General features: G+C 43.0%; 12 protein-coding genes, 2 rRNA genes and 1 riboswitch. All 14 genes read left to right on the plus strand.

Translation table 11 applies throughout. The annotated features are described in order from the left end of the window. Nucleotides 1-119: ribosomal RNA gene (locus tag MPH60_RS21305) — 23S ribosomal RNA — on the plus strand; the annotation flags it as partial. A 64-nt stretch (nt 120-183) separates the two neighbouring features. Next, nucleotides 184-299: ribosomal RNA gene (rrf, locus tag MPH60_RS21310) — 5S ribosomal RNA — on the plus strand. A gap of 513 nt (nt 300-812) precedes the next feature. Further along, nucleotides 813-1,013 carry an NETI motif-containing protein gene (locus MPH60_RS21315; RefSeq protein ID WP_095390347.1) on the plus strand — a complete coding sequence of 67 codons (201 nt, stop codon included), beginning with the start codon at nt 813-815 and terminating at the stop codon, nt 1,011-1,013. Nucleotides 1,014-1,087: 74 nt separating this feature from the next. Continuing rightward, nucleotides 1,088-1,189, plus strand: a riboswitch (purine riboswitch). A gap of 179 nt (nt 1,190-1,368) precedes the next feature. Next, on the plus strand, nt 1,369-1,857 hold the full coding sequence (gene purE / locus MPH60_RS21320) for a 5-(carboxyamino)imidazole ribonucleotide mutase (protein ID WP_076372819.1): 489 nt from the start codon (nt 1,369-1,371) through the stop codon (nt 1,855-1,857). Then, nucleotides 1,841-3,001: a 5-(carboxyamino)imidazole ribonucleotide synthase gene (purK, locus tag MPH60_RS21325; RefSeq protein ID WP_241590152.1), complete on the plus strand. Its 1,161-nt coding sequence runs from the start codon at nt 1,841-1,843 to the stop codon at nt 2,999-3,001. Before purE ends, purK begins: the two co-directional genes overlap by 17 nt. Continuing rightward, nucleotides 2,998-4,290, plus strand: a complete 1,293-nt coding sequence (gene purB / locus MPH60_RS21330; RefSeq protein WP_034306123.1) for an adenylosuccinate lyase — start codon at nt 2,998-3,000, stop codon at nt 4,288-4,290. The genes purK and purB overlap by 4 nt, the downstream gene beginning before the upstream one ends. Nucleotides 4,291-4,393: 103 nt before the next feature. After that, entirely contained in the window at nt 4,394-5,113 is a 720-nt protein-coding gene (gene purC / locus MPH60_RS21335) for a phosphoribosylaminoimidazolesuccinocarboxamide synthase (protein ID WP_241590151.1), read from the plus strand. Continuing rightward, on the plus strand, nt 5,106-5,360 hold the full coding sequence (gene purS, locus MPH60_RS21340; protein ID WP_034306118.1) for a phosphoribosylformylglycinamidine synthase subunit PurS: 255 nt from the start codon (nt 5,106-5,108) through the stop codon (nt 5,358-5,360). The genes purC and purS overlap by 8 nt, the downstream gene beginning before the upstream one ends. After that, a complete protein-coding gene (gene purQ / locus MPH60_RS21345; RefSeq protein WP_137018223.1) occupies nt 5,357-6,043 on the plus strand; it encodes a phosphoribosylformylglycinamidine synthase subunit PurQ in 687 nt (228 codons plus the stop codon). Before purS ends, purQ begins: the two co-directional genes overlap by 4 nt. Continuing rightward, entirely contained in the window at nt 6,027-8,246 is a 2,220-nt protein-coding gene (purL, locus tag MPH60_RS21350; RefSeq protein WP_241590150.1) for a phosphoribosylformylglycinamidine synthase subunit PurL, read from the plus strand. The genes purQ and purL overlap by 17 nt, the downstream gene beginning before the upstream one ends. Then, nucleotides 8,231-9,646: an amidophosphoribosyltransferase gene (gene purF, locus MPH60_RS21355; protein ID WP_241590149.1), complete on the plus strand. Its 1,416-nt coding sequence runs from the start codon at nt 8,231-8,233 to the stop codon at nt 9,644-9,646. Before purL ends, purF begins: the two co-directional genes overlap by 16 nt. Before the next feature lie 42 nt (nt 9,647-9,688). Next, complete coding sequence (gene purM, locus MPH60_RS21360; RefSeq protein ID WP_241590148.1) at nt 9,689-10,714, plus strand: phosphoribosylformylglycinamidine cyclo-ligase; 1,026 nt, start codon at nt 9,689-9,691, stop codon at nt 10,712-10,714. After that, nucleotides 10,714-11,289, plus strand: coding sequence for a phosphoribosylglycinamide formyltransferase (gene purN / locus MPH60_RS21365; protein WP_241590147.1), 576 nt, complete (start codon nt 10,714-10,716; stop codon nt 11,287-11,289). Before purM ends, purN begins: the two co-directional genes overlap by 1 nt. A gap of 18 nt (nt 11,290-11,307) precedes the next feature. Next, nucleotides 11,308-12,843, plus strand: a complete 1,536-nt coding sequence (gene purH / locus MPH60_RS21370; protein ID WP_241590146.1) for a bifunctional phosphoribosylaminoimidazolecarboxamide formyltransferase/IMP cyclohydrolase — start codon at nt 11,308-11,310, stop codon at nt 12,841-12,843. Nucleotides 12,844-12,858: the final 15 nt, after the last annotated feature.

The raw sequence follows: 12,858 nt of genomic DNA on the forward strand, positions 1-12,858 counted from the left end.
AGATTTCCCATGGCGCAAGCTAGTAAGATCCCTGAAAGATGATCAGGTTGATAGGTCAGAGGTGGAAGCATGGTGACATGTGGAGCTGACTGATACTAATAGATCGAGGACTTAACCAACGCTTTTTGAAAAATGAAATACCTTCTTATTATCTAGTTTTGAAGGAACAACGTTCCTCATATGTTTGGTGGCGATAGCGAAGAGGTCACACCCGTTCCCATTCCGAACACGGCAGTTAAGCTCTTCAGCGCCGATGGTAGTTGGGGGTTTCCCCCTGTGAGAGTAGGACGCCGCCAAGCCATTTCAAAAGATCAGCCATCCGGCTGGTCTTTTTTTGTATTGATATACTTTCGGCCTGTAGACTAATCTAGTCGGCCAGAAACGAAATAGTTATACCAGCGGACTATTAATTTCGACCAAAATTGGAAAAATCGACCTGGAACCTATTTAATTCGACCTATCGTTAACACTTGAATTGAAATAATTCATGACAGTAAGATACGAATATGTACCGGATCATGGAGCAATGGGTAATTTCATGAATCAGGCTATCCGTAATTCAGAGGGGAAGGAGGTAGGATATTGAAGGGGATGTATAATTAATGGGTGCAGGTACTTTGACGGAAGACAGGTATATCATATTCTGAGACATTATGGAATTTCCATTATAAAGTAATCGACTTTTTTGAAATGTATTCTTGTCTTTACTTGTTCTTTTCATTATACTAGGAAGAATTTATTAATGAGAATAATGCAAACTGGATGCTAAGGAAGAAAACAGACAAAATAGAACCAAGGAAGGGATCGGTATTGTGAGTAAAAAGAGTAAGGAAAAGTTTGAAGTTATCGAGGGCGAGACGATCGATGCATGTTTAGACCGAATTAAAGCGGCAGGGTACTTTCCTGTAAGGAGGACGGAAGAGCCTATCTTTGCCGAGAGAATCGAGAATGGCAAGGTCCATTATGTGCCAGTTGATCGAAAAATTGTATTCGAAGCAAAATTAATCGAGTAAAACACGAACGATTAATTAATATCATGTAAAAATATTCGATTTTAACTTGACATTAAAATGGCCGGAAGGTAAGATGAAGTTACATTAATACATCTCATATAATCATGGGGATATGGCCCAAAAGTTTCTACCTGATGACCGTAAATCATCGGACTATGAGAAAAGCATCTGACTATTTCGGAAACTAGCCAAGTCTTTTTGTGATTTTACAAAGGGCTTTCTGTTCCGGACAGGTTGCTTTCTCAATGAGGAAGCAACCTGTCCGGTTTTTTATTTTACATGTTATAGATAAAATGATAAGCGTCCGTCTGCATACCCGGGACGCCATAATATGAGTGTTGGAGGGAAAGATGATATGAAACCGCAAGTTGGGGTTATTATGGGAAGTGTCTCGGATTGGGAAACGATGAAATACGCTTGTGAATCATTGGAACAGCTTGAGATTCCCTATGAAAAAAGAGTCGTTTCCGCCCACCGGACGCCGGATTTACTATTTGAATATGCAGAGAGTGCAAAAGATAGAGATATTAAAGTGATTATTGCAGGAGCAGGCGGGGCTGCACATCTTCCAGGTATGACCGCAGCTAAAACGATTGTCCCTGTGATAGGCGTGCCAATACAGTCGAAGGCATTAAATGGGATGGATTCGTTATTATCGATTGTTCAAATGCCTGGTGGCGTACCGGTTGCTACGGTTGCGATCGGAAAAGCTGGCGCAGTCAATGCCGGTTTGTTTGCGGCTCAAATATTAGCGGCTTTTGATTCTGACATTGCTGATAGGTTAGAGGCTTTACGAAACGAAACCAGAGAAAAGGTGTTACAGAGCAGTGAACAACTTAAATAATACAATCATTTTACCGGGACAGACCATTGGAATAATCGGCGGTGGGCAATTGGGCAGGATGATGGCCTTATCGGCTAAGGCATCGGGCTTTAAGATAGCGGTCCTTGAGCCGACTGCAGAAGGTCCATGTGCTCAAGTGGCGGATATTGAAATCACTGGTGCTTATGATGATATCGAAGCATTGAAAAGATTGGCTGAGGTCAGTGACGTCATAACATACGAGTTTGAAAATATCAGCTCAGAAGCATTGGATTGGTTAAAGCAACATGCATTCCTTCCACAGGGCTCCGAATTATTAAAGCTGACACAGGATAGATTGACTGAAAAAAAAGCCATATCTGATGCGGGAGCTTCCGTTGCTCCATATCAGGAAATACAGGATATTTCAGAAATTTACCTTCATATAGAGAAATTAGGGTACCCTAGTGTGTTAAAAACGACGCGGGGCGGTTATGATGGAAAAGGGCAGTTGGTCATTAAGGAAGAAGCCGATATCAAAAAGGCTGAATCCCTGCTCAAAACAGGTAAATGTGTGCTGGAAGCCTGGATTCATTTCGTAAAAGAAATCTCCATTATCGTGACGCGCAAGGCAAATGGCGAGGCAAGTCATTTTCCGATTGCGGAAAACATTCATATTGAAAACATTCTTCATAAAAGTATTGTTCCCGCCCGTATTAGTCAACAAGCTGAACGGAAAGCTATTAATGAAGCTTTACAGCTTGCAGAGAAACTTGATTTGGTGGGGACATTGGCAGTCGAGATGTTTTTAACCGTTCAGGATGATATCATCATTAATGAATTAGCGCCAAGACCTCATAACTCAGGCCATTATACAATGGAAGCATGTGAGACTTCACAGTTCGAACAGCATATAAGGGCTGTCTGCAATTGGCCGCTCGGAAATACGGCGTTATTGAAGCCTGTGGTAATGATAAACATCCTTGGTGAGCATATCGGGCCCTTAATGGACGAAATTCCGACGCTTTCAGATTGGAAGGTTCACCTTTACGGTAAGAAAGAAGCCAAAATTAAGCGAAAAATGGGTCATGTGAATATTTTACGTCCAACGATTGAGGAAGCTCTTTTGGAAAGTGATCGAAGCAAAATATGGAATCAACAGGTTGAAACGGAGGAAGTAAAATGATTGAACGTTATACCCGCCCAGAGATGGGAAACATTTGGACAGAAAAGAACCGCTTTAATGCGTGGTTGGAAGTTGAAATCTTAGCTTGTGAAGCATGGTCTGAGTTAGGTGTCATTCCAAAAGAAGATGTGAAGCTTCTTCGTGAAAATGCCACATTCGATGTGGACCGTATCAATGAAATCGAAAAAGATACACGCCACGATGTTGTTGCCTTTACACGTGCGGTTTCTGAAACGTTGGGTGAAGAACGGAAATGGGTCCATTACGGACTGACTTCCACTGATGTGGTGGATACAGCTCTTTCATATGTGATAAAGCAAGCGAACGAGATACTTGCCAAGGATTTAAATAACTTCGTGGAGATCCTGAAAAACAAAGCGAAAGAACATAAATACACAGTTCAAATGGGGCGTACACATGGCGTTCATGCTGAACCGACCACTTTTGGGCTGAAACTGGCTCTTTGGTATCAAGAAATGAAACGCAATGTCGAACGTTTTGAAGAAGCAAGAAAGAACATAGAGGTTGGGAAAATCTCTGGAGCTGTCGGAACTTACGCAAACATCGACCCGTTCGTTGAAAAATTCGTTTGTGAAAAGCTTGGCCTTGAAGCAGCGCCAATTTCAACACAAACATTGCAGCGCGATCGCCACGCACATTATATGAGCACATTGGCTTTAATTGCGACATCAATCGAAAAATTCGCAGTGGAAATTCGCGGCTTGCAAAAAAGTGAAACACGCGAAGTGGAAGAATTCTTTGCAAAAGGACAAAAAGGATCTTCGGCAATGCCTCATAAACGGAATCCAATCGGTTCTGAAAATATGACGGGTATGGCTCGTGTCATCCGGGGTTACATGATGACAGCATATGAGAATGTACCATTATGGCATGAACGTGACATTTCGCATTCTTCTGCTGAGCGCATCATCTTGCCGGATGCAACGATCGCATTAAACTACATGCTGAACCGTTTCAGCAACATAGTGAAGAACTTGACCGTTTATCCAGAAAATATGAAACGCAATATGGACCGTACGCTTGGATTGATTTTCTCACAACGTGTGCTGCTTTCCCTTATCGATAAAGGACTTGTCCGTGAAGAAGCTTATGATACGGTTCAGCCGAAAGCGATGGAAGCATGGGAGCTTCAGGTTCCATTCAGAAGCCTGATCGAAAAGGATGATAAAATCACAAGCTTGCTTACGAAAGAAGAACTTGATGATTGTTTCGATCCTACACATCACCTGAAAAATGTTGATGTAATCTTTGATCGTTTAGGTTTATAAAAGTGAAGGCGGCAAACATGGCACCTCTAAACGGTGATATGTTTGCCAAGCCTGATCAATGGCAGGAAGATTCATAATATTCACAATGTGGGGGTCTTGACAGATGGAAAAACGAGAATTGTTGTATGAAGGAAAAGCGAAACAGATTTTTGCAACGGACAACAGTGAAATTGTTTGGGTGGAATACAAGGATTCGGCAACAGCATTCAATGGTGAGAAGAAGTCAGAGATTGCCGGAAAAGGTAAGTTGAATAATCAGATTACTAGCTTACTATTTTCAAAGCTTGCCCAAGAGAATATCCCGTCCCATTTTATTGAAATGCTTTCCGACCGGGAGCAGCTAGTCAAAAGGGTATCCATCATTCCGCTAGAAGTCGTTGTCAGAAATACGGCTGCCGGCAGTTTTTCTAAAAGAACTGGCATTGAAGAAGGCCAGCCTCTCAAGAAAACACTGATTGAGTTTTACTATAAAGATGACGAACTCGGCGATCCTCTGTTAACGGAAGACCATATTGAAGAATTGGAACTTGCAAGCAAGGAAGATGTAGCGATTTTAAAAGAAAAGGCACAAGAAATCAGTATCGTCTTGACTTCCTTCTTTAAAGAGTTGGACATTAAATTGATTGATTTTAAATTAGAGTTCGGTAAAACCTCGAATGGAGACATTCTGCTGGCAGATGAAATTTCACCTGATACCTGCCGATTATGGGATATTAAAACGAACGAAAAGTTAGACAAAGATGTATTCCGCCGTGATTTAGGAAGTTTAACAGATGCTTACGAAAAAATACTAGCAAAGTTGGAGGGCACTCAACATGTATAAGGTTAAGGTATATATCACACTACGCGAAAGTGTACTAGATCCACAGGGAGCAGCAGTGCAACAATCACTTCATAGTTTGACTTATAACGAAGTTAGTGATGTTCGAGTGGGGAAATACATTGAACTTACAATTAAAGATACGGATCGTGATTTAGATCAACTTGTGAAGGAAATGTGTGAAAAACTATTGGCCAATACGGTAATTGAAGCTTACCGCTATGATGTTGAGGAGGTTATCACCCAATGAAATTTGCTGTCATAGTTTTCCCTGGTTCCAATTGTGATGTCGATATGTACCATGCGATAAAGGATGCACTGGGGGAAGAAGTGGAGTATGTTTGGCACTCTACAGACAATCTAGATCAGTATGATGGGATTCTTCTTCCTGGAGGTTTCTCTTATGGAGACTACTTACGCTCTGGAGCAATTGCAAGATTTTCGAATGTAATGGCAGAAGTCGTAAAAGCGGCACAAGCAGGAAAGCCTGTATTGGGTGTCTGCAATGGTTTTCAGATATTACTTGAAGCAGGACTTTTACCTGGTGCGATGCGCCGTAATGAAGGCTTGAAATTCATTTGCCGCAATGTAGGACTGAAGGTTGAAAATAATCAATCGATGTTCACGACAGGATATGAATTGAATGAAACGATTACGATCCCTGTTGCCCATGGTGAAGGGAATTACTACTGCGATAATGAGACATTGGCTGAATTAAAACAAAATAACCGCATCTTGTTCACGTATGATGGTGAAAATCCAAACGGAAGCTTGGAGCAAATAGCGGGAATTACAAATGAACAAGGAAATGTCCTCGGAATGATGCCTCATCCCGAACGTGCTGTTGATTCGCTGCTTGGCAGTAAAGACGGCTTAAAGATTTTTCAATCCATCGTAAAAAACTGGAGGGAATCACATGTTATTACAGCTTGAACCAAGTCCGGAAAAAATTAAATCGGATCGATTGTACGCAACTATGGGACTATCCGATGATGAATTTGCAATGGTGGAGAAAATCTTAGGCAGACTGCCGAATTATACGGAAACTGGATTGTTTTCGGTCATGTGGTCAGAGCATTGTTCCTACAAAAATTCAAAACCCATCTTAAGAAAATTCCCGATTACAGGGGAGAAAGTTCTACAAGGCCCTGGTGAAGGAGCAGGTATCGTTGATATCGGTGACGATCAGGCAGTCGTTTTTAAAATTGAAAGTCATAACCATCCTTCGGCAATAGAGCCTTACCAAGGTGCCGCTACTGGTGTCGGCGGAATTATCCGTGATGTTTTCTCCATGGGTGCCCGTCCGATAGCGATGTTGAACTCGCTTCGCTTCGGTGAGCTAGACAATGATCGCGTGAAATATTTATTTAAAGAAGTGGTTGCAGGGATTGCAGGATACGGGAATTGTATCGGAATTCCAACTGTCGGCGGAGAAATTCAGTTTGATCCATCGTATGAAGGAAACCCTCTTGTCAATGCGATGTGTGTCGGGTTGATCGATCATAAGGACATTAAAAAAGGCCAAGCGCATGGAGTGGGCAACACAGTGATGTATGTGGGTGCCAAAACTGGACGTGATGGTATTCATGGAGCAACATTTGCATCTGAAGAGCTATCAGAGTCTTCGGAAGAAAAACGGCCTGCCGTACAAGTAGGCGATCCATTCATGGAGAAACTGCTTTTGGAAGCATGCCTTGAATTGATTCAAAATGATGCCCTTGTTGGCATTCAAGATATGGGAGCAGCAGGTCTTACAAGCTCATCTGCCGAGATGGCGAGTAAAGCTGGCTCAGGAATAAAAATGAACCTGGATTTAGTACCGCAGCGTGAAACAGGTATGACAGCATATGAAATGATGCTTTCTGAATCACAAGAGCGGATGCTGATCGTTGTCACTAAAGGACGCGAACAGGAAATCGTCGACTTGTTTACGAAATATGACCTAGAAGCGGTTGCTGTTGGTGAAGTAACGGATGATAAAAACCTAACCCTTTCCCATCAAGGTGAAATCGTTGCTGAGGTGCCGGTTGATGCATTGGCTGAAGAAGCTCCGATTTATCACAAGCCTTCTGCAGAACCGCAATATTTCCGTGACTTCCAAAGCATGACGGCAGAAGTGCCAGTCATTGAAGATTATAAAGAAACATTGGTATCACTATTGAAGCAACCGACAATTTCGAGTAAAGAATGGGTCTACGACCAATATGATTACATGGTCCGCACGAATACAGTCGTCTCACCTGGATCGGATGCGGCGGTAGTGCGTGTACGTGGTACGAATAAAGCACTTGCCATGACGACGGATTGCAACTCCCGCTTTATTTATTTAGATCCTGAAACAGGCGGCAAAATCGCAGTGGCTGAAGCAGCCCGTAACATCATTTGCTCGGGTGCGGAACCTTTAGCGATTACGGATTGCTTGAATTTTGGGAATCCAGAAAAACCAGAAATATTTTGGCAACTGGAAAAAGCGGCAGACGGTATGAGTGAAGCATGCAGAAGCTTAAGTACTCCTGTAATCGGCGGAAATGTTTCCCTTTATAATGAAACGAATGGTGAAGCGATTTATCCGACACCTGTAGTTGGTATGGTTGGTCTGGTCAGTGACCTTAAGCACATCACAACTCAAACATTTAAAAATGAATCCGATTTGATTTATGTGGTCGGCGAAGCGAAAGTTGAATTTGGGGGCAGTGAATTACAGAAAATGCTCGAGGGTAAAATCTTTGGACGCGCTCCGGAACTTGATTTGGCCGTTGAACAAAAACGTCAGCAGCAAATTCTGACGGCAATCCAAAAAGGACTTGTTGCATCAGCCCATGACCTTTCGGAAGGCGGTTTGGCAGTGGCTTTAGCTGAATCTTTATTCGGAACTAGCAAACTGGGGGCAAAAGTGAATATATCCGGCGAACCTGTATCCGAATTATTCAGTGAAACGCAATCACGTTTCTTACTGTCCATCAATCCTGAAAACCAAGCGTCATTTGAAGCTCTTGTTGAAGATGCGATTTGCATAGGTTCAGTTACGGCTGATAATAAATTAGTCGTGGCAACAAGTGATAGCAAAGTATTGGAAGCGGACGTTGAAGATTTACAAACAGCTTGGAAGGGAGCCATACCATGCTTGCTGAAATAAGAAGCCTAAACGAAGAGTGTGGTGTTGTTGGAGTCTGGGGACATCCAGATGCTGCACAGCTAGCTTACTACGGTTTGCATAGCTTGCAACATCGTGGTCAAGAGGGAGCTGGCATCGTCGTGACGGATGGTGAGCAGATGTCCATCTCTAAGGGCGAAGGACTTGTCACAGAGATATTCACTGCGGAAAAAATGCAGGCACTTTCCGGTAGCGGTAAAGCGGCAATCGGCCATGTCCGTTATACAACGGCGGGCGGCGGCGGGTATCAAAATGTTCAGCCTTTCCTGTTCAATTCGCATACAGGAGGGCTGGCCCTTGCTCATAATGGGAATATCGTCAATGCCCATCAATTAAAAGCACAGCTTGAAGGACAAGGAAGCATTTTTCAAACGACATCTGATACGGAAGTTCTGGCCCATCTGATTAAACGCTCGGGCTACTCGGATGTAAGAGATTCCGTGAAGAACAGTTTAAGCATGCTGAAGGGCGCCTATGCCTTTGTCATCATGACCGAAAACCAAATGATCATGGCAAGAGATCCGCATGGCTTCCGTCCGCTTTCCTTGGGGAAAATAGGCGATGCATATTTCGCTGCATCCGAAACATGTGCACTTGATATAGTAGGTGCAGAATTCATCCGCGATATTGAGCCGGGTGAACTCGTTGTCATTAATGATGAGGGAATCACATCCGAATACTTTTCGCTTTCCAGCCAACAGGCAATGTGCACGATGGAGTACGTGTATTTTTCCCGTCCGGATAGCAACATTGATGGCATCAATGTTCATACGGCACGAAAAAACCTTGGCAAACAAATGGCACTGGAAGCCAGAATTGAAGCAGATGTAGTTACAGGTGTACCTGATTCCAGCATTTCGGCAGCAATAGGCTATGCTGAAGCTGCAGGCATTCCCTATGAAATGGGTTTAATAAAAAACCGGTATGTTGGACGGACTTTCATTCAGCCATCACAAAGTCTGCGTGAACAAGGCGTAAAGATGAAACTATCACCTGTAAGAGGGGTAGTAGAAGGCAAGCGGGTCATAATGGTTGATGATTCAATCGTCCGTGGGACAACGAGCAGAAGGATTGTCCGCATGTTAAAAGATGCCGGAGCGAAAGAAGTGCATGTAGTAATCAGCTCACCACCGATCAAGAATCCATGTTTTTATGGCATAGACACGTCTAAAAAGGAAGAACTGATTGCGAGCTCTAAATCGGTGGAGGAAATAAGGGAAATCATCGGTGCTGATTCCTTAACTTTTTTAAGTGTCGAAGGTATGGTCGAAGCAATTGGACGACCGTTTCCTGGAGAAACGCGCGGTTCATGCCTAGCTTGTTTCACCGGAAATTATCCGACTGAAATTTTTGAATACGAACGAGAAAAGACAAAATGTTAATCAAGTCGGCAATGATGATTGATTTTCGGAGGAGGATTTCAAATGGCTAATGCATATAAACAGGCTGGTGTGGATATTGAGGCTGGTTATGAAGCGGTAAATCGAATGAAAAAACATGTAAAGCGCACATTTCGTCCAGAAGTAATGAATGGTCTGGGCGGTTTCGGCGGCATGTTTGATTTATCTTCCTTGAACCTTAAAGAACCTGTGCTCATTTCTGGTACGGATGGAGTGGGTACTAAACTTTTGTTGGCGTTCATGATGGATAAACACGATACAATTGGAGTGGATTGTGTAGCTATGTGCGTCAATGATGTTGTCGTTCAAGGTGCTGCACCTTTATACTTTTTAGATTATATTGCCTGCGGTAAAGCAGATCCTGAACGAATCGAAATGATCGTCAAAGGAATTGCAGATGGCTGTGAGCAGGCAGGCTGTGCTTTAATCGGCGGAGAAACGGCTGAAATGCCAGGCATGTACGAGACGGAAGAATACGATGTGGCAGGTTTCACTGTAGGTGCCGTTGAAAAATCACGTCTGATTACTGGTGAAGCAATATCGGCTGGTGATGTTGTCATTGGACTTGCTTCAAGCGGCATCCACAGTAATGGGTATTCCCTTGTTCGTAAAATCCTTCTTGAAGACTCAGGTATGGGGCTTCATGACTTCGTACCGGAACTGGATTGCAAGTTGGGAGAGGAATTATTAAAACCGACAAAAATCTATGTGAAGTCCGTTCTATCGACGTTGGAAAAATTTGAGGTTAACGGTCTTGCCCATATCACCGGCGGTGGATTCATCGAGAATATTCCGCGTATCCTTCCTGAGGGATGCGGTGTTGAAATCGAGCTTGGAAGCTGGGAAATTCCAACTATATTTTCATTCCTTGAAGAAAAAGGGAACCTTGTAAAAGAGGAAATGTTCAATATCTTCAATATGGGTATTGGAATGACGGCCGTCGTCAAAAAAGAAGTGGCATCGGATGTGCTGGCCCACCTAAAGTCTTGCGGTGAAGAAGCCTCAGTTATTGGAACGATCGTGGATGGAAATGGAGTGTCGTTCAAATAATGAAACGCCTTGCTGTCTTTGCATCAGGTAACGGTAGTAATTTTCAATCAATAGCTGAAGCAATAAAAAGTGGAAAGTTGGAGGCGGAAATCTGTCTTGTCGTTTGCGATCGTGAAGACGCATATGTGCTTGAGAGAGCAAAGTTTGAGAATATTGACACTTTCTCCTTTTCAGCAAAGAATTACTCCAACAAGACTGAATATGAAACGGAAATCCTGGAAAAACTTCGCCAGTATGAGATAGAATTCATCATTCTTGCTGGTTATATGCGTTTGATCGGTCCGACTTTATTACAAAAGTATTCACAAAGGATTGTGAACATCCACCCTTCACTTCTGCCTAGTTTTCCAGGCAAGGATGCAATTGGCCAGGCTTTTGATGCCGGAGTGAAGGAAACGGGAGTAACCGTTCATTATGTTGATGATGGAATGGACACAGGACCGGTCATTGCCCAAAAAGCAGTGCCAATTCTTGAAGGGGATACGAAAGATATCCTTCAGAAAAGGATTCAGGAAATGGAGCATGACTTGTATCCATCAGTTTTGCAGGAGCTATGCCACAAGAAACTTACTTAATGGAGGGACCAACATAACATGAAGAAACGCGCATTAATTAGTGTATCGGATAAAACAGGTATCGTAGAATTTGCTCAAGGTTTAATTGAGGCAGGTTTTGAAATCATTTCTACAGGCGGTACCAAAAAAACGCTTCAGGAAAATGGTATTGAGGTTATTGGAATCAGTGACGTCACCGGGTTCCCGGAAATATTGGATGGACGTGTTAAAACGCTTCACCCGAATGTCCATGGAGCAGTGTTGGCAAAACATGATGACAAAAATCACGCAGCACAGCTTGCTGAGCATAATATTGAACCCATTCAACTTGTCTGTGTAAACCTATATCCATTCCAAGCGACTATTTCCAAACCGGAAGTCACTGTGGAAGATGCTATTGAAAACATCGATATCGGTGGACCGACAATGCTTCGTTCTTCTGCTAAAAATCACGAATATGTGACTGTTATCGTTGATTCCAATGATTATCCTACCGTATTGGCTGAGCTGAAACAAAACGGCGGGGTAACAAAAACCACGAATCGCCGCCTGGCTGCAAAAGTTTTCCGTCATACGGCAGCATATGATGCAGTTATTTCAGAGTATATGACAGAGCTTGCCGATGAAGAAAATCCTGAATCATTGACTGTTACTTATGAATTGAAACAGTCGCTTCGTTATGGGGAAAATCCACATCAAAAAGCCGCATTCTATAAAAAACCGCTTGGTTCCGTTTTCTCAATTGCAGAGGCGAATCAATTACATGGAAAAGAACTTTCATACAACAACATCAATGATGCTGATGCAGCACTTCAAATCGTTAAAGAATTCAATGAACCCGCTGCTGTTGCAGTCAAACATATGAATCCTTGCGGCGTCGGTGTCGGTGCGACCATCTTGGAAGCATATGAAAAAGCTTATGAGGCAGATTCCACTTCCATTTTCGGCGGGATCATCGCTTTGAACCGTGAAGTCGATAAGGCAACTGCGGAAAAACTTCATGAAATTTTCCTTGAAATCATCATTGCCCCTGGGTTTACACAAGAGGCAGCGGAAGTATTGACAAGCAAGAAAAATCTACGTTTATTAACGATCGATTTCGACGCGGTCAAAAAGCCTGAACGTAAATTGACATCCATTGAAGGCGGATTACTTATTCAAGATCGGGATGCACATAGCTTAAAGGATGCAGAGGTAAAAGTGGCAACGAAACGTGAGCCTACCCCTGAAGAGTGGAAAGCCATGGAACTTGGCTGGAAAATCGTGAAACATGTCAAGTCGAATGCAATAGTGGTTTGTAACGATCAAATGACATTAGGTGTTGGCGCAGGTCAAATGAACCGTGTAGGAGCTGCAAAAATTGCCCTGGAACAAGCCGGGGAAAGAGCGACAGGAAGTGCATTGGCATCAGATGCTTTCTTCCCAATGGATGATACTGTAGAAGCGGCAGCAAAAGCGGGCGTCACGGCAATCATTCAGCCTGGTGGATCTGTTAAAGATGAGGATTCAATCAAGAAAGCTGATGAATATGGGATTACAATGGTGTTTACAGGAATTCGTCACTTTAAACATTAATCAAAAACGAGGTGC

Source organism: Peribacillus sp. Aquil_B1, assembly GCF_022603275.1.
In the GTDB taxonomy this organism is placed as follows: Bacteria; Bacillota; Bacilli; order Bacillales; family DSM-1321; genus Peribacillus.

What these genes read in the sequence shown, in the direction of transcription:
- purE (WP_076372819.1), top strand. Translation starts at nt 1,369, where the DNA reads ATGAAACCGCAAGTTGGGGTTATTATGGGAAGTGTCTCGGATTGGGAA.
- purB (WP_034306123.1), top strand. Translation starts at nt 2,998, where the DNA reads ATGATTGAACGTTATACCCGCCCAGAGATGGGAAACATTTGGACAGAA.
- purC (WP_241590151.1), top strand. Translation starts at nt 4,394, where the DNA reads ATGGAAAAACGAGAATTGTTGTATGAAGGAAAAGCGAAACAGATTTTT.
- purS (WP_034306118.1), top strand. Translation starts at nt 5,106, where the DNA reads ATGTATAAGGTTAAGGTATATATCACACTACGCGAAAGTGTACTAGAT.
- purQ (WP_137018223.1), top strand. Translation starts at nt 5,357, where the DNA reads ATGAAATTTGCTGTCATAGTTTTCCCTGGTTCCAATTGTGATGTCGAT.
- purL (WP_241590150.1), top strand. Translation starts at nt 6,027, where the DNA reads ATGTTATTACAGCTTGAACCAAGTCCGGAAAAAATTAAATCGGATCGA.
- purF (WP_241590149.1), top strand. Translation starts at nt 8,231, where the DNA reads ATGCTTGCTGAAATAAGAAGCCTAAACGAAGAGTGTGGTGTTGTTGGA.
- purM (WP_241590148.1), top strand. Translation starts at nt 9,689, where the DNA reads ATGGCTAATGCATATAAACAGGCTGGTGTGGATATTGAGGCTGGTTAT.
- purN (WP_241590147.1), top strand. Translation starts at nt 10,714, where the DNA reads ATGAAACGCCTTGCTGTCTTTGCATCAGGTAACGGTAGTAATTTTCAA.
- purH (WP_241590146.1), top strand. Translation starts at nt 11,308, where the DNA reads ATGAAGAAACGCGCATTAATTAGTGTATCGGATAAAACAGGTATCGTA.